This window comes from Ruegeria sp. AG6 (assembly GCF_056541565.1).
Genome location: NZ_JBQFYQ010000003.1, coordinates 335,526 through 359,587, shown reverse-complemented (window position 1 = coordinate 359,587; position 24,062 = coordinate 335,526). Strand labels below are relative to the sequence as shown.

The window sequence follows — 24,062 nt, the reverse complement described above, 5'->3', positions numbered from 1 at the left end:
CCGCCTTCTCACGGCACTGCTTATGCTCTCCCATGATCCCCAAAGGATACTGAACAGGCATCTCCCAACCCGCAAAATCAACCATCTTGCCACCAAGTTCGACGTGAAGGTCATACAAGGGCGTGCGCTTCGGTGTGGTCATTTCTTCAACCTTTCAATCAGCGGGACTGGTCGCGGACGACCATGACGGTGCAATGCGCATTGCGCACGACACGGGCCAGGTTCGGGCCAATCTCGTAGTTCGGGAAATCGCCCTTGGTCGATGCCATGACGATCAGATCAAAGCCTTCCTTGTAGGCAAGCTTCAGGATTTCGCGGTAAACACTGCCTTCTTCGACATGGACCGGCACGTCGGAAGCCTTGGCATGATCCAGAATCGCCTGAACCGCACCCCGCACGTGGTCCTTTGCGCCGGCACCATAGTTGGCGGGAAGGTTCGGCAGCTGGATGATCTCGGGGATGACGGCAACCGCATGCAGTTCGGCACCGTAGAATTTTGCCTGTTCCAAGGCGGTCGACAGGGCCAGTTTCCACGAGCGGTCGTCGGTGTGATCAATGGGCAGCAGGATTTTAGTGGCCATCACGTCTCTCCTCGAGATATGGAATTCGGTTTCAAAGGCGGGGGGCCGGGATGGCCCCCCGTTTTGGTTGGGCCGAGCTTATTCGGCAGGTGTGCCGCCCGGCTCTTCGGACTTGCCGCCCGAGGCGAAGAACTCTTTCGTCAGTTTGAAGACGATCGGGCTCAGCAGCGCCAGGGCGATCAGGTTCGGGATGGCCATCATGGCGTTCAGCGTATCGGCCAGCAGCCAGATGAAGCCCAGATCCGCAGTTGCGCCGAAGTAGATCATCACGATCCACAGAACGCGGTAGGGCATCAGGGATTTCACGCCCAGCAGGAACTCGACACATTTCTCGCCGTAGAACGACCAGCCGAGGATGGTGGTGAAGGCAAAGATCGACAGCGCGATGGCGATCAGATACCCGCCGATACCCGGCAGCGACAATTCGAACGCGTGGCTCGTCAGCGCCGCACCGGATTCACCCGATGTCCATGCCCCCGACGCGATGATGGCCAGACCGGTGATCGAGCAGACGATGATGGTATCGATGAACGTACCCAGCATCGCGATCAGGCCCTGGTTGACCGGACCCTTGGTTTCGGCAGCGGCGTGCGCGATCGGGGCCGAACCCAGACCGGCCTCGTTCGAAAACACACCACGTGCCACACCGAAGCGGATGGCGGCCCAGACGGCTGCACCCGCGAAACCACCTTCTGCGGCGGACGGGGTGAACGCATAGGTAAAGACCAGCGACAGCGCATGTCCGATGTTGCCGATGTTGATCAGCAGAACCAGCAGGCCCGCGATGATATAGGCAACGGCCATGAAGGGGACCAGCTTACCGGCAACCGCACCGATGCGGGTGATACCACCCAGGATAACGGCTGCAGTCAGAACCATCAGAACAACGCCGGTGACCGAGGTGTTCAGGCCAAAATTGGCTTCCAGCACCTGAGCAACACCGTTGGCCTGCACACCGTTGCCGATGCCAAAGGCGGCAACCGCGCCGAACAGGGCGAAAGCCACGCCCAGCCAGGCCCATTTCGCGCCCAGACCGTTTTTGATGTAGTACATCGGGCCGCCGACATAGTTGCCCAGCTCGTCTTTCTCGCGATATTTCACCGCGCAGACGGCTTCGGCATATTTGGTGGCCATGCCCACCAGGGCGGTCATCCACATCCAGAACAAGGCGCCTGGACCGCCCAGGAAGACAGCAGTGGCCACACCGGCGATGTTACCTGTACCGATGGTCGCCGACAGCGAAGTCATCAGTGCGTTGAACGGGCTGATCTGCCCTTCGCCCTGACCTTCACGGCCTTTGAACAACAGGCTGAAACCTGTGCCGATGCGCAGGATCGGCATGAACTTCAGCCCGACCTGCAGGAAGAAGCCAACGCCGAGGATGAGGACCAGCATCATCGGCCCCCATACGACGCCATTGATGGCCCCTACGATTGAATTTAACGCTTCCATGGTTTCCCTCCCATTTGCGTTTGGTTATGCCCCGGTGGCGATGGCCCGCTGACGGGCCTGCTTGAGGGCGGCAAAGTCTTCGTCCGCATGGAACGACGAACGGGTCAGCGGCGTGGCTGACACGTGCAAAAAGCCCTTGGAACGAGCGATCTGTTCCAGTTGGGCGAACTCCTCGGGCGACCAGAACCGGTCAATCGGATGATGTTTCGGCGTCGGTTGCAGATACTGCCCGACAGTCAGAAAATCGACATTGGCCGCGCGCAGATCATCCATCACCTGACGCACGTCGTTGAGGCTTTCGCCCAAGCCGACCATCAGACCCGACTTGGTGAAAATCTCGGGGTTCGAGCGTTTGGCATCGTCCAACAGCCGCAGCGAGGCATAATAGCGCGCGCCGGGGCGAACCGTCGGATACAGGTGCGGGACGGTTTCCAGGTTGTGGTTGAACACGTCCGGCGTTGCGTCAAAGACGATTTTTGCGGCGTCGCCCTTGCCCAGGAAGTCGGGGGTCAGAACCTCGACCGTGGTGCCGGGGTTCTGATGGCGTACGGCGCGGATTGTCTGGGCGATATGCTCGGCCCCGCCATCGGCCAGATCATCGCGATCAACAGACGTAATCACCACGTGGCGCAGGCCCAGTTTCTTGACCGCCGCCGCAACCCGGCCGGGTTCGAACGCGTCCAGCGCATCGGGGCGGCCGGTGGCCACATTGCAGAACGAACAGCCCCGTGTGCAGATCTCGCCCATGATCATCATGGTTGCATGGCGCTTGGACCAGCATTCGCCGATATTGGGGCAGGCCGCTTCTTCGCAGACCGTTGCCAGATCGTGATCCCGCATCAGACGTCGGGTTTCGTAATACGCGGCGCTGTCACCTTTTTTCTTGCGAATCCACTTGGGCTTACGCGGGATCACGCTGTCGGCCTTTTTGGCCTTTTCCGGGTGGCGTGGTCTAAGCTGGATTGTCATCTGGCAAACCTCGTTAAGCGTGAATCGCACGCCCCATGGCGTCGAGACAGGCTTCCTTGACCGCCTCACCCATGGCAGGATGCGCATGGCACGAGGCTGCAACATCGGCGACCGCGGCACCTTTGGACATGGCCAGAACCAACTCGGCGATCAGATCGCCGCCATGGGCACCACAGATATGAGCCCCGAGGATCTTGCCGTCGGAACCGGCCAGAACCTTGACCGCGCCATCTGTTTCACCTGTCGAGCGTGCCCGCGAATTGGCCATGAAGGCAAACTTGCCGACAACATATTCGACGCCCGCGTCTTTCAGAGCCTCTTCGGTCTGACCAACCGAGGCCACTTCGGGATCGGTGTAGACCACACCCGGCACGGTGTTGTAATCGACATGACCGGCTTCGCCGGCCAGCATCTCGACACAGGCAACACCGTCCTCTTCGGCCTTGTGGGCCAGCATCGGGCCGGGAACACAGTCACCAATGGCATAGATACCGGGCACCGACGTCTGGAATGTGCTGTCGACTTCGATGAAGCCACGCGAGTTCACGGCCACGCCCAGCTCTTCCAGCCCAAGCCCGCGCGTCACCGGGCGACGGCCCACAGCGATCAGAACCTTGTCGGCCTCGATCACTTCTTCCTTGTCCTTGCCAACACGATCCACCGTCAGCGACAAACCCGTATCGGTTTTATCGACAGACTTCAAAGCACGGCCCAGTTGGAATTTCAAACCGCGTTTTGACAGGGCCCGCTGCGCCAGCTTGGCGATCTCGCCATCGATGCCGGGCAAAACGCGATCCAGATATTCGACCACAGTAACCTTGGCGCCCAGACGTGCCCAGACCTGCCCAAGTTCCAGGCCGATCACACCTGCACCGATCACAACCAGATGATCCGGAACGCTCTGCAACGCGATTGCACCGGTCGAACTGAGCACATCCTGCTCATCAATCTCGATCCCCGGCAGTGAGGTCGGCTCGGATCCTGTCGCAATCAGGATGTTCTTTGCTTCGTATGTGCTGTCGCCGACCTTGACCTGACCAGTGGCCGGGATGCTGGCCCATCCTTCGATCAGATCGACGCCGTTCTTCTTGAACAGGAATGCGATGCCCTTGGTCAGATCACCGACGATCTTGTCCTTGCGCCCCATCATCGCACTGACGTCGATGCTGGCCCCCTCGACCGCAATGCCATGGGAGGAGAGATGTGCAAGCTCGGCATATTTGGCCGAAGAGGTCAGCAACGCTTTGGAGGGGATGCACCCCACGTTCAGACAGGTACCGCCCAGTGCGCCGCGCCCTTCGACACAGGCCACTTTCAGCCCCAGCTGAGCCGCGCGGATCGCGGCAACATAGCCACCCGGTCCGCCCCCGATAACGATGAGGTCATAGGTATTCATTTCGCGTACTTTCAGTAGATCGGGTAGCTTGCGCAAAGAGCGCGAACCTGTTTGCGGGTTTCCTGTTCGACGGCTTCGTCACCTTCCGGCGACTGCGCGAGCGCGTCCAGAACATCACCGATCAGATGGCCGATCCTCCTGAATTCTTCCGGGCCAAAGCCACGGCTGCACCCGGCGGCGGTGCCCAGACGGATGCCGCTGGTGATGGTTGGTTTCTCTGGATCTCCGGGAACGCTGTTTTTGTTGCAGGTAAACCCGGCGCGCTCCAGCGCGGCTTCGGCGTCCTTACCGGTGACGCCCAAAGGTCTCAGGTCGACCAGCATCAGGTGGTTCTGGGTGCCGCCGGAAACGATATCACATCCGCGCGCCATCATGACGCTTGCCAAGGCCGATGCGCTGTCAACGACGCGCTGCATGTATTCCTTGAATTCGGGTTTCAGCGCCTCGCCAAAAGCCACCGCCTTGCCTGCGATGACGTGCATCAGCGGGCCACCCTGTAGGCCGGGGAAGACGGCAGAATTTATCTTTTTCGCCAGCGCCTCGTCATTGGTCAGGATGATGCCACCACGAGGCCCGCGCAGCGTTTTGTGCGTGGTCGAGGTCACGACATGTGCGTGCCCTACAGGCGAGGGGTGCAGGCCGGTCGCCACCAATCCGGCAATATGAGCCATATCAGCCAGCAACCATGCGCCAACCTCGTCCGCGATTTTACGGAATCTGGCAAAGTCGATCTTTTGCGAGTAGGCGGATGCGCCTGCGATGATCAGCCTGGGCTTTTCCGCCCGCGCCAATTCGGCAACCTGATCATAATCGATCAGCCCTGCATCGGTCAGGCCGTACTGCACGGGCCGGAACCATTTGCCGGACTGCGCCGGTTTCGCACCGTGGGTCAGATGGCCACCTGCGTCCAGCGACATGCCAAGAATGGTATCGCCCGGGTTCAACAACGCCAACTTGACGGCCCCGTTGGCCTGTGCGCCGGAATGGGGCTGAACGTTGGCATATTCACAGCCAAACAGCTTCTTGAGGCGTTCGATCGCCTCGACTTCGACCTCATCGACATATTCGCAGCCGCCATAATAGCGGCGGCCCGGATAGCCTTCGGCGTATTTGTTGGTCAAGACCGAACCCTGAGCTTCGATCACGGCCTTCGAGACAATGTTCTCCGAGGCGATCAACTCGATCTGTTCCGCCTGGCGTTCACCCTCGCGCGAAATGGACGCGGCAATGACGGGATCTGCCTCAATCAGCGACGTTTTGAACATGGTCTCCTCCTTTTGCCCCGAATCCTTAGTACGAAACTTTGTTTCCTATAAGGGAAATAATGCGCTTTGGGCAACAAAAATCTCTTATTCAAGAAGTTGCGTATTTACCGGGAGGTATGTAACCTTTGATAAAACAGGGGGAATTAAATGGGCGACGAAAGCAGAAATGATGTTTCCGGACAGGAAGATCTGGATGAAGGAGAGGCTCTGGGCCGGTCCATCCGCGATGCTCGGCGCGCGAAAGGGTGGACTCTGGAAGAAGCCGGCCGCGCTGCGGGTATCGGGCGGTCGACGCTGTCCAAGATCGAAAACAACCAGACAAAGCCAAGCTTTGACATCGTACGGCGTCTGACTCAGGCCCTGGATATGAGCACCCCGCAGTTGTTTCTTCAGTCGGGTCAATCCGGCATTTCAGGCCGCCGTGATTTCACTCCGAAAGGCGAGGGGGAAATCAAGAATACGCCCACTTACCTGCATGAACTGCTTTGCCCCGAACTGACCAGCAAGCGGATGCTGCCCTATATCGCGACTATCAAGGCGCGTGACCTGTCGGAATTCGAGACGTGGATCCGACATTCCGGAGAAGAATTCATGTATGTGCTCAGCGGTGAACTTATCTTCGTGTCTGAACACTACCGCCCCTTGCCAATGAAGGCCGGTGACTCGCTTTATTATGACAGCGGAATGGGGCATGGGTGTATTTCGACCAGCGAAGAAAACGCAAAGGTGCTGTGGGTTTCGCTGGAATAGCCCCCAGGGTTCTTTGGTTTTCCAGGAAAGCGGGCATCGCCATGCGCACCCCATTCAGCCGTCAGACAAGCTCCGGTGGCGAAACGCCGTCGGTGTCTGGCCGAATTCTGCCTTGAACGCTCGCGTCATGGCGCTGGCGTTTTCATATCCGCAACGACCGGCGATTTCGGCGATGGACTGCTCGGTATCTTCTGCCAGATTGCGTGCAAGGTTAAGCCTCAGCCGACGATACAGCGCCTGCGGCGTGGTTTTGAGCTCTGCCTGAACGCGCATTTCGATCCGCTTTTGTGAACACCCGATCTTGCGGGCCAGTTCCCTGATCGAAAGAGGTGTTTCAAGGTTCGCCTGCATGACAGCCAGTGCGCGATTGACCAAAGTGTCTTCGGACTTCAGAGGCAAAGGGTAATGATCCTGCCCATTTCGGCTCATCAGAAGATGCCCGACTTCCATGGACAAAAGGGGGCCGTGATCCTTGCGGATCAGGGCCGAGGCCAGATCGAACGCGGCCATCGCCCCAGAACAGGTCAGCCTGTTGCCATCGATGACAAAACGTTCCTGCACCGCATCCACGGCCGGAAAACTTTCTTCGAACCGGGAAAGCTCGTCCCAGTGAATGGTCGCCCGGTGCTCATCCAGCAAACCGGCGCGGGCCAGCAGCCAACTGCCGGTATCCAATCCGGCCACTTGCCGGTGTTTTCGGGCCGCAGCCAGCACGGTGCGCGTGGTCGATCGCGTGTCCAACTTGCGATACCCATAAGACGGCATGACCACCAGAACGTCGCCTTGCTGATCCAAGATTGAACCATTCGGTGTAACGACAAGGCCGCTGGAACTTTGAACGGGGTCTCCGTCAATGGAGCAGAAACACCACGAATACAAAACCTGCCTCGACAAGTTGTTCGCAGCCCTGAGCGGTTCGACCATGTTTGCAAGGCAATGGTTCGAAAACCCGTTGAAGAGCAGGATGTTGTATTGTCGCGTCAAAATTTTCGAATTTGGCATGATTTGATATCAACTCTGCATGCCGTGACCTTGAGCGATGGCGTTTGGTTGGTCAACCACCGATCCAGGGAACACGCGCCATGCAGTTTGGTCTGACAGAAGAACAGGACATGATCGTCTCGACGGTCCGAAGCTTTGTTGAAAACGAAATCTACCCGCATGAAGACGCGGTCGAGCGTTCGGGAACCGTGCCTCCTGAGCTGGGTGAGCAGATCAAGCAGAAATGTATCGATCTGGGCTTTTATGCCTGCAACTTCCCCGAGGAGGTCGGCGGCGCAGGTCTGTCTCATCTGGATTTCACCTTGGTCGAGCGCGAGCTTGGCCGCGGGTCAATGGCACTGACGCATTTCTTTGGGCGCCCGCAGAACATCCTGATGGCCTGCAACGACGAGCAGCGCGAACGGTATCTTCTGCCTGCCGTACGTGGTGACAAGATGGACGCCTTGGCGATGACCGAACCGGATGCGGGTTCGGATGTGCGTGGTATGAAATGCCAGGCGGTGCGCGATGGCGGCGACTGGGTTGTCAACGGATCGAAACATTTCATCTCGGGCGCGGAACATGCGGATTTCTTCATCGTCTTCATCGCGACCGGCGTGGACGAAACCCCCAAGGGCCCGAAGAAACGCATCACCACTTTCCTGGTGGATCGCGGTACGCCGGGGTTTGAAGTGCGCGAGGGCTACAACTCGGTCAGCCACAAGGGCTACAAGAACTATATCCTGTATTTCGACAACTGCCGTCTGCCCGATGCACAGGTCTTGGGCGAGGTTGATGGCGGCTTTGCCGTGATGAACGAATGGCTTTACGCAACCCGCCTGACGGTTGCGGCGTTCTCGGTCGGTCGCGCGCGGCGCTGCTTTGACTATGCGCTGAACTATGCGGCCGAGCGCAAGCAGTTCGGCCAGCCTATTGGTAAGTTTCAGGGCGTCGGATTCCAGATCGCCGACATGATTACCGAGATCGATGCCGCCGATTGGCTGACACTCGCGGCCGCGTGGCGTCTGGACCAAAATCTGCCATCAAACCGCGAGATTGCCTCGGCCAAGCTCTATGCCTCGGAAACGCTGGCGCGGGTGACGGATACCACACTGCAAATCTTCGGGGGTATGGGTTTGATGGACGATTTCCCGATCGAACGGTTCTGGCGCGATGCCCGGGTCGAGCGCATCTGGGACGGCACCAGCGAAATTCAGCGCCACATCATCAGCCGCGATCTTCTGCGTCCCTTGGGCGCCTGACCATGAACAAAGACCTGACCCGGCTGCTGCGCCCGAAATCCATCGCCGTCATCGGTGGCGGCGCGTGGTGTCAGCAGGTTGTTCTGCAATCCGAACGCATGGACTATGCCGGTCAAATCTGGCCGGTTCATCCCAAAGCGTCTGAAATTGCAGGACACAAGGTTTATGCCCACATCGAAGACCTGCCCGAAGCCCCGGATGCGGTTTTCATCGGGATCAACCGCCACGCCACCATCGAGGCCGCTCGTGTCCTGTCCAGTATGGGCGCAGGTGGGGCGGTGTGCTTTGCATCGGGCTTTTCCGAGGCCGTTGCCGAAGATGACACCGGCGGGGACTTGCAGGATCAACTGATTGCCGCAGCCGGTGACATGCCCATTCTTGGCCCGAACTGCTATGGCTTCATCAACGCGCTGGATGGGGCGCTGTTGTGGCCGGACCAGCACGGGGCCACCCCTGTGGACAAGGGCGTGGCGATCCTGACGCAAAGTTCGAACATCTCGATCAACCTGACCATGCAGAAACGTGGGTTGCCGATTGCCTACATGATGGCATGCGGAAACATGGCCCAAACCAGCCAGGCCGAAATCGCCTCGGCCTTGATCGATGATCCGCGCGTAACCGCCGTGGGTCTGCATATCGAAGGGTTCAAGGACATCCGGGAATGGGAGGCGCTGGCCGCGAAGGCCCACGAAAAGGGCATCCCGCTGGTCGCCCTCAAAGTCGGTGCATCCGAACAGGCACAGGCCGCAACCGTCTCTCATACCGCGTCTCTCGCGGGCAGCGATGCAGGCGCGCAGGCGCTGCTGGACCGATTGGGCATCCCGCGTCTTTCGACGTTGCCGGATTTCCTAGAAACGTTGAAACTGCTGCACTGCTACGGGCCGCTCCCCGGGGGTAACATCGCGTCGATCAGCTGTTCGGGGGGTGAGGCGAGCCTGATCGCAGACATGGCCGTCGGCACCGGCCTGAGTTTTCCACAGTTGAGCGATGACAAAAGGGCGCGCTTGCGTGACGCGCTTGGCCCTATGGTCGCGTTGAACAATCCGCTGGATTATCACACGTATATCTGGCGCGATGAAGAGGCGATGGCACAGGCCTGGTCGGGCATGACGGGTGACGACATCGACCTGACGTTCTCGATCGTAGACTATCCAACGACGGATCCGACCGACTGGAGTTGCGCGACCCGAGCTGCGTTGAGAGTGCGTGCCGAAACCGGCGCACGGTTTGCGATTGTTGCGACGCTGCCTGAACTTCTGCCTGAAGACGTCGCGCAAGACCTGATGGCCGGTGGTGTCGTTCCATTCATGGGATTGCGCGAAGCACTGGCGGCCACGCGCGCTGCGGGTCAGATTTCGCCCCCGTCCGCGCATCCTGTCTGGTTGCCTGGAACGGCTGAGGCGACCCAAACCCTGACCGAAGGCGAATCGAAACGGGCGCTGGCCGAATGCGGCCTGCACGTTCCGCAAAGCCGTACGGTTTGCGGCCCGGCAGAGGCCCATTCGACCGCGCAGGACATGGAAGCCCCCTTTGTCGTGAAAGGTGTTGGGCTTGCGCATAAATCCGAACACGGCGCTGTTCAGCTGGGCATCAAGGCCGAGGATGTGGCCGATGTCGCAGCCGAAATTGGCACAGATAGCATCCTGATCGAAGAGATGATCACCGGAACCATTGCCGAATTGCTGGTCGGTGTCGTCCGTGACCCGGCGCATGGGTTTGTCCTGACATTGGGGGCGGGGGGCGTACTGACCGAAATCCTGCGCGATACGGCGTCGGTGCTGGTGCCAAGCACGCACGAGGACATCCGTGCCGCGCTTGGCAAATTGAAAATTGCCCCGCTTTTGGCGGGCTATCGCGGCCAACGGGCGGCTGATATGGATGCAATCATCGCCGCAGTCGAGGCCGTTCAGGCCTATGTCATGCAAAATGCCGACACGCTTGGCGAGGTCGAGATTAACCCGCTCCTGTGCACGCCGGACAAGGCCGTTGCCGTGGATGCTCTGATAAGAAAGGCCTGAGATATGGACCCGATCAAAACCCGCCGCGACGGAGCGATCCTTGAGGTGACGCTGGACCGGCCCAAGGCCAACGCCATCGATCTTGTCACCAGCCGCAGGATGGGTGAGGTATTCGCCGCGTTTCGCGACGATCCAGAGCTGCGCGTGGCCATTCTGACGGGCGGCGGAGAAAAGTTCTTTTGCCCGGGCTGGGACCTGAAAGCAGCGGCCGACGGGGATGCGGTAGACGGGGATTATGGCGCCGGAGGGTTCGGCGGCTTGCAAGAGCTGCGCGACCTGAACAAACCCGTGATCGCGGCCGTCAACGGCATCGCCTGTGGCGGCGGGCTGGAGCTGGCCTTGTCAGCCGACATGATCCTTGCCGCCGACCACGCCACGTTCGCCCTGCCGGAAATCCGCTCGGGGACTGTCGCGGATGCGGCCAGCGTCAAACTGCCCAAGCGCATCCCTTACCACATCGCGATGGAGTTGCTGCTTACCGGCCGGTGGTTCGACGCAAAGGAAGCCAATCGCTGGGGTCTGGTGAACGAGATCGTCGCCGCGGATCAACTGATGGATCGCGCCTGGGAACTGGCCCGGTTGTTGGCCTCAGGACCGCCCCTGGTTTATGCCGCGATCAAGGAAATCGTACGCGATGCCGAAGATGCCAAGTTTCAGGATGCCATGAACCGCATCACCAAGCGTCAGCTCAGAACCGTGGACGTTCTCTATGCCAGCGAAGATCAGCTGGAAGGCGCGCGCGCCTTTGCCGAGAAAAGAGACCCGGTCTGGAAAGGGAAATAGGCAGACGTTTACCGTGATCGCAGAGCGTGAATTTACCATTTACTGATCCGCACGGCACGTGCACAGTTAGGCATGCCGTATTTCGAACGAAAACCATATGTTAGTGCATCTCGGGCGGTCAGCCCGATTGCGCCGCAGCCCGACGATCAACTGATTTCCGATATAGCGCGCCGCGTGCTCGAAACAGAGCGGGGCCCGCGGCAACATCTGGACGGTCCGTTCAGGTGTCGCAAATCCTGTCACCCCGGCAGCACCGCCACCATTCTGCTGTCCTTTGAAGCACCCGAAGGCGCGGCACCTGTTCAGATGCAGTTCGAACCGGGTGATCTGACCAATCCGAACGGCGACATTCTGCCGGCCAACCGCATCAGTGTGATCCCGCCACAAATCCAGCTTGAACCGGGGGAAGCAACGGATGTTGCTGTTGCGGTGACCATACCCGACCTCTCCAAACCCGGAGAATATCACGGTCGGATCGCCTGTACAGGAACGGACCAAACCTCGGTCGTGGTAATTTTCGAGGTGGCGGGCGCTCAGACCTGACGGGTCACCAGATAGTCCATGAACTGTCCCAGAAATGCGCGCGGCGCGTCTTCTGTGCCCGCGAACACCCGCGCGAACTCATTCCGGGCCGCGGCCAGCAGATCATTCGCTGCGTCCTGCGCATAGCGGATGCTGCCGTAGTGGTTCATGCGCTCCAGCACCCAGGCGACATCTTGCGTCGACCGGGCATCACGCGGGTTTGACAACATCTCGGCCAACCGTGCCTGTTCAGGCTCTTCCGCTTTCAGGCCAAGCTGGCCCAGCATCAGCGTGCGTTTGCCTTCATAGATGTCGCCGCCGATTTCCTTGCCGTAACTGTCCTGTGAGCCGACGAGATTCAAGACGTCGTCCTGAATCTGAAACGCTGCACCCAGGAAAAAGCCGAAGGCGTTGAAATCATCCAGATTCAGCGCACCGGACGCGACATCATGTGGCCGCGCAATCAGGGCCCCGATGCGCATCGGGTGAATGAAACTGTACCAGCAGGTCTTTTTCAGACACATCCTCAGATAATCTGATGCATCGACGTTCAAACGATTGTCGCGGATCCAGCCAAGCTCCAGCGCCTGACCTTCGATGGATTGCTGCAACAGATGGTCGAACTCATCCACCACGCGCATACCGGTTTCCAGGCCCAACGGCCCCAGGTTCTGACGCAGCAGACGCAGGGCAAGCGATTGCATCCCATCGCCGGTATTGATCGCCAGGGGAACCCCAAGCCGCTTGTGCATACATTCGCGCCCGCGCCGGAAATCGCTTTGATCTTCGATGTCGTCGTGGATCAGAAAAGCGTTGTGCAACAGCTCAAGAACCGCGGCCGAGACCCTTGCATTCTCGCTGTTTCCGCCGAAGGCTTCGCATGTCGCCAACAGCAGGGCAGGCCTCAGGCCCTTGCCCGAGGTTTCGATGTAATCGCGCATCGGGCCATACAGATAGGCCTGAGGCTCACCCGTCGGCAACAGGCCCAAAAGCGTTTCGCGCGCCTGATCCCCGTAGAAGGTCAGGGTTTTTAGAAAATCCTGTTTCGCCGCAGGATCCAAATGCGCGGTTCCGGATTTCACAGGCTCAGCCCTTCTGGATGATGATCACGCGGCTTTTGTTTTCCCGCGCGCCGGATCGTTCCGGACCGGCGCCAAGCGCAGAAAGCGGTTCGTCAGAAATTGGCAACGCCCTGGACAAGGCACCTGATTGACCACTGTCCCGACCCAGATCATACGCGACATCTTCCGCCAGCTCATCCCCCGGGATCGGCAGATCCGCGGTGGGCTCGTAGTTCGCGATGAGGTCGAACAGCTCTTTCGGGGGGCAGATCATTCGAAGCGCTTCGGCAATGGCTGGCTCCTCGGTGATGCCGCCGGGTTTTGAATATTCCGCCGCCGGTTCCCCAATGGCGGCAAGAGGGCCATCACCGCCACGATCAACTCCTGCCGTGTCCTGACCCATTTTCAGCGCGGCTTCGACCGCAACCGCGAACCGGTTGTCCCACGGAAGGCCAGCCTGATAGCGGGCATAATCATAAGCGCGCAGCGGTTTCAGGATGTCGGGCTCGTGCAGGTCCCAGATCTGGCAGGGCTCGGCATCCGATCCACTGCGTTGAAGAATGGCGTTGACGGCCCGACGCGCGGCCTCGTTCGCCCCTTCCATCGTGGCAAGGTCGGTAAAAGTGCGGACGTAATCCGATGCCAGGAAGAAATTCGGGATCAATGTGGCCGCATCCGGGCGCAAGCGCCAGCTGTTGATACGGTTGACCAACAAGGGTTCGACATTGCTTTGACGCTTCGGGTCGTTCGGGTCTTGAACGATATCAGGATCGAGGAACCAGTAGTGCATATCCTCGTCCCGCAGAATGGTTTGGCCATCCACGTTGATGCTGCGCTTGAGCTGTTCCCAAACCTCTTTTGCGATCTCTTCCCGGGTGCAATCGCGCGCGGTTTTTCCGTTCAGCCCCGGCTTGTCCCATTCGGAGATATCGATTGACAGCAGGCCTTTGGTCTTTCCTTCGGCCCAGTTTTCGAAATTGATCCCCGGCCAGAACTGTTTTTGCGACACAGCCGTCAAAGCCCATGGGCTGTCGATGAAAATGACGTGGCCATGGGTCAGCTCGACATCCTTGGTCAGATAGAACTGAATGCCGTTCATCCATTGCACGTCATCGGCCAGCAAAGGCAGTTTGGCAAGTGCAGGGTCAACCGCCATCATTTCCGGGGTCACAAGCGGTGCCATGCGTTCAATCGGCATGGCGCTGATGAACCAATCCCCCGTGACCTGCTTTTCTTCACCATCCTGTTCGACCGTTGCGCCAATGATCTTACCGTTCCGGCACTCGATTCCGGTGACTTTGGAGTCAAAATTGTACACGACCCCCTTGCTTGTCAGGTAATCCAGCCACGGTTGAATCCAGACAAGATTGGTGGGCCCGTTCAGCAGCCTGTTGCAGTGGGGTTCGGGCGTGGCAATGCCCAGCTGAAGCTGAACCGCAATGTCCCCCACTGTCTTCGTGCTTGCCGTCGTGGCCTTGGCGGCCACCAACGAACGGGTCAGGCCGATGGCAAGGAACTTCTGATAGGCTTCCGAGCGGTCCTGCGCACCGATGAAATCCCACCAACCGATCCGTTCATATTCGTCGAACCGGCGTTCCTTGCAAGAGCTCGCGATCCGCCACATGCAGGCGACAAAATGCTCGACATCCTCATACGCAATCTGGTCCCTCGGCGAAAGCGCGAAGGCAATGGTCTTGAAGGCATCCGCAACATCCTTGAGCGTGCGGGGGAACCGTTCCGGGACAATGATGCCGGGCTTGTCAAACTGGCTGACCAGAACTTGCGTGGTCGGGACAAGATTGTCAAAGCATGTGCCCTTGTCGTAATACGGCGTTCGGGCCATCGTGTCGGTGATATGCCGATAAAAGTTCGGAAAGAACCTGAACCCATGTTCACCGGGCAGCCAGGGCCGTTTCACGCCGGGCGGATAATTGGCTCCATCCATCTCGGCCCATTTTTCCAGTGCCTTGATGTGTTTCGCTTTCGAGCCATGATCCCCTTCACCCTTCATCACGGGAATGCTGCGGGCTTTGCCGCCGGGGATCAGCTGGCGTTCGTGGACTTCTACCTCGAACCCGCGTTCAATCAGTTCGTGCGCGGCGCTCATGCCAGCCACGCCTCCCCCAAGAATGACAACCTTGTCAGGCATCGGAAATTCCTTTCGCGGAATAGACGTCAAAGCGCAGGGTGACGTCTGACAGGCTGGCTTCGCCAATGCCAAAACCCTGCACCCGATTCATCCAGCTGTAATGCGGATTCGAGGTCAGGTAACGCGGTGCAAGCCGTACCGGAGCCGAAGCGGGCAGATTGCCCTTGGACAATGCCGCATATCCGTCCGGGCCGAAGTCACACACACCCGTATCTTCGAATAGGATCGGGGCTTGTCCGATGGACGGTCTGATAAGCGCCTTTGCATGAAGCAGCCCCACACCATCGGGCCGCACGCGCATCCAGTCTCCTCCGATCGGCTCGATCGTCCCCTTTAGATGTGGGCCTTCGACGGTGCCCCCTTCTTTGATGGCGAAATGCAGCCAAACCCCATCCGGCGTCTCGCCCGAGGGATGAAAGCTGCTATCGAACGGCACCAGAAATTTGGCAACATGTTCCAATACCGGCGACGTCACTGTGGTTTTTGCCGGTTCTGGCGCGGCAGGTTCAATTTCTTTTTCGGGCCCGGGGTCAAACTCGCGCCCTCCCGACGTCAGCACCGGACGCCAGGAAAAAGTTTTTTCCTGTTTGACCGACGGCAGAATGGCTGCGAATTGTTGAAACCCGGTTTGCGGGTCCCGCAACAAGGGCCACCCGCGAATGGCACGCTCGGCGCCGCCATCTTCCGAACAGATCAGACGTAGCGTGTCATGCGACGACACGGATGGACCGGCTTCCACCAACACCCGACTGAGACCGTCTGCGTTGATCGCCTCGGACCAACGCAGCGTCACGCCCCGATCTGAAAACTCGCGCACGACCCGATCTCCGGTCAACAGGTTATGGTGCGGACGGCCTTAGCTTCCTTGATCCTGAGATGGAACTTCTGCTGCACGCGGAAGACGTGCTCGCCCTCGGCAGAGGTTTGCAGATACTTCACGGCGATATCCGAGGGCACGACGATTTCAACCGGTGCACCCAGCAGGGACACAAGCACTGCCTTGTCCTGGGGCAGGGTGCTGGAACGCAGCAACGGCCCGTCCAGGAACGGGAGAATGCTGTCACGTGGCAGTACCATCGAATTCGGCAGCGGGGTCGTGACCGCACGGAACAGACCGTTGCCCATCACACAGGCATAGGGGCCCAGATAGCCATGCGTTTCTAGCGTGCTGATGCCCTCGACGACGGCCTCGAAAACATCGGTTCCGCTGTAGTTCTTTTTGGTCGTGGATTTGGTTTTGCCTTCGCCCGCTTCAAGCAATCCCGGATATTTGCCACCGCCGCTGATCGTATAGATCTGCGGCAATGAGGCGTGCGCGCCGCCGGCGTGTTTGGGGGCCTGTCCGGTGCCGGGTTGACCGTTGAAAATGATGTCATCTTCTACCCGTGCCACAACGGCGGCCGCTCGGCGGAACATGATCTGAGCCGCCGTCAGTTCCGGATCAGCCACCTGTGCGCCTTTCAGGTACACGTTCACCGATACGGTGGTAAGGCGCAGCGTATCATAATCGTTCACGTCAAGACGTTCTTTGGATGCACCAGATGAGTTCTCGACCAGATCCAGCTTGTTCAGCGGGACGGACTGCGTGTCAGCGGGCAGCGGTCCGTACAGGGGCAGGAAACTGGCGGCCACTCGGGCGCGAAGCGCCTCATCATGGACGGCCTTTTTCACGGCGCTCCACTGATCTTCATTCCAATCCAATGCATCGGTCATTGCAAATCCCTCTCGGTGCTGCTGCCCAATTTGGCGGGGCAGTCAATCTTGTTCATTTTTCTTCTTTCAATCTGCCCAGCAGATCGCGGGCCCGCTGCTCCTGAACAACTCCACGGCAATCCCGCGCAAGCGAAAGCGCTTTTTCCGCCTCGCTGATTGCAGCGTCCAAGTCCCCCTTTGCGGCCAAAGCCTTTGCTCGCACACGGTGATATTCAGGTTTGTTCAACGTCTCGCCGCGCTCCCAGCCGGGAATGCAAACGGTTTCCAGCCGGTCCAAAGCCTGATCAACATCTCCGTGATCAATCATCAACTCAGACAGAACAATCTGATTCTGAGGAAAAGTAAAGTTTCCACCAGATTTGGAAATCAGGTTCATGCATGTCTCGATGCGTTCCGGAACACCTGCGATATCGCCCTTTCCGGCCTGCGCGAGACCCATATAGATGTCCTGCATCGCGTGAAGGTAAAGAAACCCTTCCTCATCCGCGACTTTTCTGGCTTCTTTCATCGTTACGTCAAGCCGGTCCCATTCCCCCGCATAGGGCAGGAACATGCTGCAAGCGCCCATCACGTAGACAAGGTTGGGTGCGTGGTTCAGCGCTCTGCTGACCTCGATGGATTCCAGACGCGCGGCCTCGGCTTTTTCGAACTTTCCTTGCTGCCACAGCAGGCATCCCTGAATGGCCAGCAATGACGCGGCCGTGGAAGACTGGGTCATGGGCATCATGGCCATATCCAGCTCGGGTGTGATCAGGGCGAATGCGCGTTCCAGCTGTTGTTCGCATTCCGAAAATTCCCCGCGGAAGTAATGAGTAAAGCTCAGCGCCCGTGCCGCCAGCACATTGGCGACGGGGTCTTCGGACATGCCGGCCATCATATCCAGCGCTTGTCCCATTTCCATCGCTCGGTTCATCTGACCGGCAACAAAGAAATGGGTCCAACGGCAGAAGGTTGCGGCAAAAAGCGTCTCGCCGTCGCCCAAAGACTGGGCCAGTTCCATCGCCCGGGCGGCAGTCTCGCCGACCTGATCGGACGACCATCCGTAAATCGCCATATAGGCGGGCAGAATGTTCATTTGAACCCGAAGTTCGAAGCCATCGCGATCCGCGTTGACCTTCATAGTTCCGATGTTGCGCAGGGCGGCCCGGAAAGCGGAAATCGCGGGCAGGTTTGCCAGTCGGGACAACGCCAGTTCACCTGCCGTGACCCAATTCGTGACAGCCTCATCTTTCAATCCGCCAAGATCGCAATGATGCGCGACGGTATCAGGAGCCGGGCTGCCGAATGCTTTGTGACCGTCCAGCAATGCTTGGGCGATTTTCAGATGCACCTTCTGCCGGTCTTCCCGCAGCAACGAATTATAGGCCGTATCCTGAACCAGCGCGTGGTTGAACGTGTATGTGGCCGACCCTGAATCGCTGGTGATCAGCACGACGCCAGCCGCCATAAGCTGCATGAGGGCGCTTTCCACATCCATGTCTTCATGCGCCACCGCGTGGATCATCTGAGCGGTGAAACTGCGCCCGATGACCGATCCGAGCTGGGCGACTGGTTTGGCATGTTCCATCCGGTCAAGACGCGACATCAGCGAGTCCTGAAGGGTGGCCGGGACGCTCAGCGCATCCAGAACTTCGGCGTTGATCGGGGCATCCTGGGGCAGCTGGTCCAGAACCGCCTTTGTCATTTCTTCGATATACAGCGGCACGCCATCCGCCTTTTCGATGATCTGCCTGATCAGGATGACAGGCAGGCTGTACGGCTCGGCCACGCGCCGGACCAGTTCGGATGCCTCGGTATTGCCAAGCGGAGACAGATCAATGCGCGCGGCTCGGCTTTCGAAATGTTCCGGAGGTTCGTATTCAGGTCGGTGCGACAGAACCACCAGTACCGGAAAGTTGCTCAAGGCGGATGCAAGCGCATCCAGTACATCCAACGTGGTCGCATCGGCCCAATGAACGTCTTCGACCACCAACAACAACGTGCCGCGCCTGTCACACAGGCTGCCCAGACTGCGCAGCATCACGTCAAGGGATTTGCGCGCCTTCTTCAACGGGTCGGATTCTGACGGGGCGCCGGTCTCGATACCTGCCAGATCCAGAAGAACGGGCAAGTCTGCGTCACTCAGCCGTGAGGCCGATTGCACGAAGTCCGAAATCGCCGCCCGGATACTGTCATTTGATTTGTCGCCGGAAACGCGCCTCAATTCTCCGACAATGGGGTGCAGCGGAAGACTGGTCAGGTGCGGGATGCACTGCAATGTAAAGGGTTTGACCCCGATTGTTTCAGACAGTGACTTGATCAGCCTCGACTTGCCGATTCCCGCAGCCCCCCCGACAAGCGCCAGCCGGCCCGAGCCTTCCTGCGCTTCGCTCCAAAGCCGGGTCAGGGTTGAAAGATCATCATGCCGGGCGACAAGATCGACCGCGGATTGACCCACCCGCGCGTCGAACCGGCTGGTGGACATGATTTCCGACACCACGCGATACACTTTGCGCTGATTGTCAAAGCCTTTCAGCTCGTGGCTGCCGCGTGGCTCGAATTCAAAGGCACCCTGGGTCAGCCTCCGGGTCTCTGATGAAATGATCACTTCACCCGGTTCGGCCAGCCCTTGCAAGCGGGATGCAAGATTCGCCGTTTCACCCACCAGAAAGTCCTGAGATCCCAAGCTTTTCGAAGAAACAACGCCCACGACAACCATTCCGGTCGCAATGCCTGCCCGCAGGTCAAGCTTTTCTCCGAACTCGTTTTCAAGGTTCTGAACGGCCTCGATAGTCTCCAAAACGGCTCGTACGGCCCGTTCGGCATCATCTTCCATGGCCTTCGGGTATCCGAAATACACCATTATGCCATCGCCCTGCCGATAGGCCAGATGGCAGCCGTGCTGTTTCAAGGTGCCGATCGCCGTATCCAGATACAGGTTCATGATCTGCATCAGGTCTTCCGGATCATATCGCTGAGCCAGCCGTGTCGACCCCACAAGATCGCAGAAAACCAAAGTCAGTTGCCGACGCTCGGCCTTGGACTGGACTTCGGGCCGCTTCGACGCTTCCTGCGATTTCAGCCTGGCCTGCGCCTTTCGAAAGCGCTTCCTTTCACCAACCGTCAACCCGAGATCACGCAGTTCCGGATCAGTCAATTCGTCCAGAATGTCGTCGTCCACGCCCTCTCTCTGAAACAGAGTGGCATAGTCATTCAGATCTGCCAGATGAAGGACTTTTGAAATGCGTGGTGATGCCTCAAGGACTCGCGTCATTGGCTTGCGACTCCTTCCATAACTGTCCCCCTGTTTTCCCCTTAGTACATAAACATAATGTATATGTATAATCCAAAAATAGAGAGGAATTCATGCTGAATCCATAGCAGGAACAGATGGCACTGTTAACTTGTTACATTGATTGACCGATTTACTTCATAATTACCACACCGTCACGCGCTTTTCCTTGAATATCATAAGGTTCAAGTCTCAAGTTGACTTCACTGGCAAGGTTTTAGGGGGACCGGATATGCCGGTCTGCCCTGACGCCACGTCACGGCTGAATGAGGTTCAAAAGTGCCGTCGCCGACATGAGATACCGGGCAGAATAGCAGACTCGACCCCGGCACCAGCAAGAAGCCGAAGCGCGCTACGAGCAGATACACTTACGCTCCGGCGCATCCCGTATTTTGCCCGCCCGTTCTTCAATGGGATACAGGTATCAGGGAAAGCGGCTCAAAGATCTGAGATAAGCTAGGAAACATCCGGTATCCAGGGCGGATCTGGCTGTGGATGAAACCCTATTCCTCGGCCACGGCTCTTACATGGGCCGCAAAAGACGGGGCCAGCATCAGGGACTTGCACCGCTCGAACCGGTTCGTGGCATAGGCCCAGAAATCTTCGGCGGGGTTTTCATCCGCATGCTGAATCAATCCCCATAGCGTCCACAGCAGGTCGCACATGGCTTTGTATATCACCATGCGCCCGATCTGAGCCTCGTTCGGCGGGCCGTCGAAATAGGCGGTTAGCATTTCCAGTTCCTGTTCGTGGTTCAGCCCGGCTTCGACCGACAGATCACCCAGATCCCAAAGGGCATCGTTCATGCCTGAATACTCGTAATCCACGATCCACATGCGCTGGCCGTCATCCAGAAAATTCTCGCACAGCGGGTCGCAATGGCTCGGGACCAATGTCCCAGGTTTGTCCCGCAGCACCTCGCGGATCGGGGCCGCCTCGGCCACGACGTCCGCGTACCCATCCGGCAGGATCGCGTTTTTGTCCGCAACCACCTTCATGTAGTCGTTGATCATCGAAAACAGCTCGAACCGAAACTTGAACGGCTCGGGGGCATCGTGCAACTGCCTCAGCGCCTTTCCCGCGCGGGCGGCAGACCCGGGGCGCGTCGCAAACATCTCGGGTGTCATCGTCACGATGTCGGGCACGCAATCACTGATCATCACGCCGGATGATGCGTCTGCCCACAGAACTTCGGGGCCGACCCCGGCTTTTGCGGCCACCTGCGCGTTGTGGATTTCAACCGCGCGGTCGATATAGGCTTCGGTGCCCTCGCCGGGGATGCGCACGATCACCGTCCTTGGCCCGCCTTCGACGCGGTAGACCAGATTGGTCAACCCGCCCAGCCGGTTGGTGCGAAGGCCCGCGTCGGCAAGGTTGTCAAACCCCGCCACATTGCGAAGGGCCTGCATGATCTCAAGTTTCGGCTCGTTTTGCATCGCTCTCTCCCTCAGGCTTTCAAACGGCTGTTTGCCGGGTCGTAAAGCGGTCCGTCCACATGCTGGATAGGGTGACGCTCTCCGAACACTTCCACTTCGAATTCTGACCCACCAGCCAATCCCGCAGGCAGATAACCGTAGAGGACGGTCTTGCCGACGGTAAACCCATAGCCACCACTGCACGCCAGCGAGACTGTTTTGCCGGAATGCAGTATGGTCTCTCCTCCGGTGATCGGCAGCCGCTCATCGGTGATGAACGTGCAGAGCTGCCGCTCGGGGCCGGTCGCTATCTGCGCCTCCAGCACCGGTCGCCCGATGAAGCCCTGTTTGGATTTCAGATGGACCCGCGCGCCAAGGCCCGCTTCGATTGGCGAATAGTCGGGGGTGATGTCGGCGCTCCAGTAGAGATAGCCTTTTTCCAGCCGCAAGGACTCGATGGTGCGGTAGCCGATGTCGCGGATGCCATGGCTTTGGCCGGCTTGCCAAAGCAGGTCATAAACATGCAGGGCGAACTCGGTCGGGATATGCAGCTCCCATCCCAGCTCTCCGACGTAACCTATGCGGATCGCGCGGACCTTTGCCGTTCCCAGGGTGATCTCTCTGGCCGTTGCAAAGGGAAACGCATGGTTCGAGACGTCTTCTTCCGCGACAGCCTGCATCACATCCCGCGCCTTGGGGCCGCAGATATTGATGACGGCGCGTGCCGACGTCATTTCGATCAGCTGCGCGCGCCCATCGCGGGGCAGGTGACGTCGGATCCAATCCGCGTCATGCACGCCGAATCCGGACCCGGTGACGATGTAAAAATGGTCCCGCCCCAATCGGGTGACGGTGATATCGGCTTCAACCCCGCCGCGATTATTGCACAATTGGGTGTAGATCACCGTGCCATCCGGCTTGTCCATATTTGAAACGGCAAGGTTTTGAAGGGCCTCCAGTGCGCCGGGGCCGATCAGTTCGAACTTTGAGAAGCTGGTTTGATCGATCAGAACGACCCCGTCGCGCGCGGCCTTATGTTCCTGTTCGGCATAGGTTTTCCAACCCGGCGACAGGAAATCCAACTGATCCACCGGCTCTACACCGGCCGGAGCGAACCAGAGCGGCCGCTCCCAGCCATTCTTGGACCCGAACACCGCGCCATGTTGTTTCAGCCGCTCATGCAGGGGCGACAGGCGCAGGTCTCTGGCCGTTTCCGCCTCCTGCCCCGGATATCGCATCTTGTAGTGATGCGCGTAATGCTCGACCGCGCGAGGATACATGAAGGCGCGCGTGGCGTGATGCGGACTGAACCGGCGCACGTCCAGAGGCCACAGATCAAGGCTCGGGCGGCCTTCGACAATCCACTCCGCGATCATCTCTCCTGCGCCACCACCTGCCGCGATGCCGTACAGAAATCCGGTCGCCAGCATCAGGTTTCGCAGTTCAGGCGCCCATCCCATGACAAAATCGCCATCCGCGGAATAAGGGATGGGGCCGTTGATCACCTGCCGGATTCCAACCGTGTTGACGACCGGCGTAACCTGACCTGCCAGTTCGGCAAGGGGGGCAAACCGCTCCAGGTTGTCCGGCAAAAGCTGCCGGACAAACGCGCCCGGAATACCCCTGTCGCCGAATGGCAGCGTGTTGTCCTCATACCCGCCGATCACAAGCCTCCCGCCTGCATCCGGTTTGTAATACACCAGCCGCTCGGGATCCCGTAGGGTTGGCAAGCGTTTTACAAGTTCCGGGTCGGGCATAGGTTCGGTGACGATATACTGGTGCTCGACCGCACAGGCCGGAACAACGACACCGAGTTTCGCGGCCAGCTCGCGGCTCCACATTCCGGCGGCCAGAACGACGGTGTCCGCTTCATAGTCCCCTTCCGATGTCATCACTTTGGTGATGCGATCGTTATGGATCTCAAAATCGGTGACCTCTACGGATTGGCGGATCCGGGCACCGTGCATCCGGGCACCGGACGCAATTGCCTGACACAGGCCTGCGGGATCGACATGACCGTCCGACGGGATGAAGGCCGCGCCTTCCAACCCTTTCGCGTCGACATAGGGGAAAAGCGCCTTGGCCTCGGCGGCCGAGATTATTTCCATCTCCAGATCAAAGCTGCGGGCCATTGTCGCCAGGCGCTTTGCTTCCAGAAGCCGTTCCTTGGTTGCCGCCAGGCGCAGGCTTCCGACTTTCTTCCAGTCGAATTCCATCCCGGTTTCTTCGGCCAGACGATCATACAGCGCCACGGACCGTTTCAGCATCCGCGTCGTGTTGCGAGATGACCGCAACTGCCCGACAAGCCCCGCCGCATGCCAGGTGGCCCCCTCGGTCAGGGATGCCCTTTCCAGAAGAACAACATCCGTTTCACCGGACCGTGCGAGGTGATACGCGATAGAGCATCCGATGATGCCCCCGCCAATGATGAGATGTCTGACCGAATGCGTTGTCATGCGCCCACCCACTTCAAA

Annotated in this window: 18 protein-coding genes and 1 pseudogene; 5 read left to right on the top strand and 14 right to left on the bottom strand. The window is 58.9% G+C overall.

Translation table 11 applies throughout. From position 1 onward, the window contains the following. The 6 genes and pseudogenes from gcvT to glyA all read right to left on the bottom strand — a co-directional run. Positions 1-142: pseudogene (gene gcvT, locus ACR0I0_RS10720) on the bottom strand (glycine cleavage system aminomethyltransferase GcvT); the annotation flags it as partial. A 16-nt stretch (positions 143-158) separates the two neighbouring features. Further along, positions 159-581, bottom strand: a complete 423-nt coding sequence (locus tag ACR0I0_RS10715) for a universal stress protein (protein WP_171723662.1) — start codon at positions 579-581, stop codon at positions 159-161. 78 nt (positions 582-659) lie between these two features. Then, entirely contained in the window at positions 660-2,033 is a 1,374-nt protein-coding gene (locus ACR0I0_RS10710; RefSeq protein ID WP_171119391.1) for an alanine/glycine:cation symporter family protein, read from the bottom strand. A 24-nt stretch (positions 2,034-2,057) separates the two neighbouring features. Next, on the bottom strand, positions 2,058-3,002 hold the full coding sequence (gene lipA / locus ACR0I0_RS10705) for a lipoyl synthase (RefSeq protein WP_209834078.1): 945 nt from the start codon (positions 3,000-3,002) through the stop codon (positions 2,058-2,060). Between the two features lie 13 nt (positions 3,003-3,015). Further along, positions 3,016-4,398 carry a dihydrolipoyl dehydrogenase gene (lpdA, locus tag ACR0I0_RS10700; RefSeq protein WP_480491350.1) on the bottom strand — a complete coding sequence of 461 codons (1,383 nt, stop codon included), beginning with the start codon at positions 4,396-4,398 and terminating at the stop codon, positions 3,016-3,018. A gap of 11 nt (positions 4,399-4,409) precedes the next feature. Beyond that, on the bottom strand, positions 4,410-5,663 hold the full coding sequence (gene glyA / locus ACR0I0_RS10695) for a serine hydroxymethyltransferase (protein ID WP_171635837.1): 1,254 nt from the start codon (positions 5,661-5,663) through the stop codon (positions 4,410-4,412). A gap of 147 nt (positions 5,664-5,810) precedes the next feature. Here glyA and ACR0I0_RS10690 point away from each other — a divergent pair, with 147 nt between their 5' ends. Beyond that, positions 5,811-6,413 carry a helix-turn-helix domain-containing protein gene (locus ACR0I0_RS10690; protein WP_171635839.1) on the top strand — a complete coding sequence of 201 codons (603 nt, stop codon included), beginning with the start codon at positions 5,811-5,813 and terminating at the stop codon, positions 6,411-6,413. A gap of 54 nt (positions 6,414-6,467) precedes the next feature. Here the strand turns inward: ACR0I0_RS10690 and ACR0I0_RS10685 are convergent, their stop codons facing one another. After that, entirely contained in the window at positions 6,468-7,337 is an 870-nt protein-coding gene (locus tag ACR0I0_RS10685) for a GlxA family transcriptional regulator (protein WP_480491365.1), read from the bottom strand. Between the two features lie 158 nt (positions 7,338-7,495). On the opposite strand from ACR0I0_RS10685, the gene ACR0I0_RS10680 reads away from it, so the two are divergent. From ACR0I0_RS10680 to ACR0I0_RS10665, 4 genes are all read left to right on the top strand, one after another. Further along, complete coding sequence (locus tag ACR0I0_RS10680; RefSeq protein ID WP_152460401.1) at positions 7,496-8,656, top strand: acyl-CoA dehydrogenase family protein; 1,161 nt, start codon at positions 7,496-7,498, stop codon at positions 8,654-8,656. A 2-nt stretch (positions 8,657-8,658) separates the two neighbouring features. Then, positions 8,659-10,674, top strand: a complete 2,016-nt coding sequence (locus tag ACR0I0_RS10675) for an acetate--CoA ligase family protein (protein WP_480491348.1) — start codon at positions 8,659-8,661, stop codon at positions 10,672-10,674. Positions 10,675-10,677: 3 nt separating this feature from the next. Then, entirely contained in the window at positions 10,678-11,457 is a 780-nt protein-coding gene (locus ACR0I0_RS10670) for a carnitinyl-CoA dehydratase (protein WP_209834070.1), read from the top strand. Between the two features lie 72 nt (positions 11,458-11,529). Then, positions 11,530-12,000: a hypothetical protein gene (locus ACR0I0_RS10665; protein WP_480491346.1), complete on the top strand. Its 471-nt coding sequence runs from the start codon at positions 11,530-11,532 to the stop codon at positions 11,998-12,000. Here the strand turns inward: ACR0I0_RS10665 and ACR0I0_RS10660 are convergent. The 7 genes from ACR0I0_RS10660 to ACR0I0_RS10630 all read right to left on the bottom strand — a co-directional run bounded on the left by ACR0I0_RS10660 (position 11,991) and on the right by ACR0I0_RS10630 (position 24,044). Next, positions 11,991-13,061 (bottom strand): polyprenyl synthetase family protein, encoded by a 1,071-nt coding sequence (locus ACR0I0_RS10660; protein ID WP_480491344.1) that lies wholly within the window; start codon positions 13,059-13,061, stop codon positions 11,991-11,993. The genes ACR0I0_RS10665 and ACR0I0_RS10660 overlap by 10 nt on opposite strands. Positions 13,062-13,065: 4 nt before the next feature. Then, positions 13,066-15,189: a hydroxysqualene dehydroxylase gene (locus ACR0I0_RS10655; protein ID WP_171635849.1), complete on the bottom strand. Its 2,124-nt coding sequence runs from the start codon at positions 15,187-15,189 to the stop codon at positions 13,066-13,068. Further along, entirely contained in the window at positions 15,182-16,006 is an 825-nt protein-coding gene (locus ACR0I0_RS10650; protein ID WP_480491342.1) for a DUF3237 domain-containing protein, read from the bottom strand. The genes ACR0I0_RS10655 and ACR0I0_RS10650 overlap by 8 nt, the downstream gene beginning before the upstream one ends. 14 nt (positions 16,007-16,020) lie before the next feature. Then, entirely contained in the window at positions 16,021-16,902 is an 882-nt protein-coding gene (locus ACR0I0_RS10645) for an encapsulin (RefSeq protein WP_171635851.1), read from the bottom strand. A gap of 52 nt (positions 16,903-16,954) precedes the next feature. Beyond that, positions 16,955-20,155 (bottom strand): adenylate/guanylate cyclase domain-containing protein, encoded by a 3,201-nt coding sequence (locus ACR0I0_RS10640; RefSeq protein ID WP_480491340.1) that lies wholly within the window; start codon positions 20,153-20,155, stop codon positions 16,955-16,957. Between the two features lie 521 nt (positions 20,156-20,676). Continuing rightward, positions 20,677-21,609 (bottom strand): choline/ethanolamine kinase family protein, encoded by a 933-nt coding sequence (locus ACR0I0_RS10635; RefSeq protein WP_480491338.1) that lies wholly within the window; start codon positions 21,607-21,609, stop codon positions 20,677-20,679. A gap of 11 nt (positions 21,610-21,620) precedes the next feature. Continuing rightward, positions 21,621-24,044, bottom strand: coding sequence for a GcvT family protein (locus ACR0I0_RS10630; RefSeq protein WP_480491336.1), 2,424 nt, complete (start codon positions 24,042-24,044; stop codon positions 21,621-21,623). Positions 24,045-24,062 lie beyond the last annotated feature (18 nt).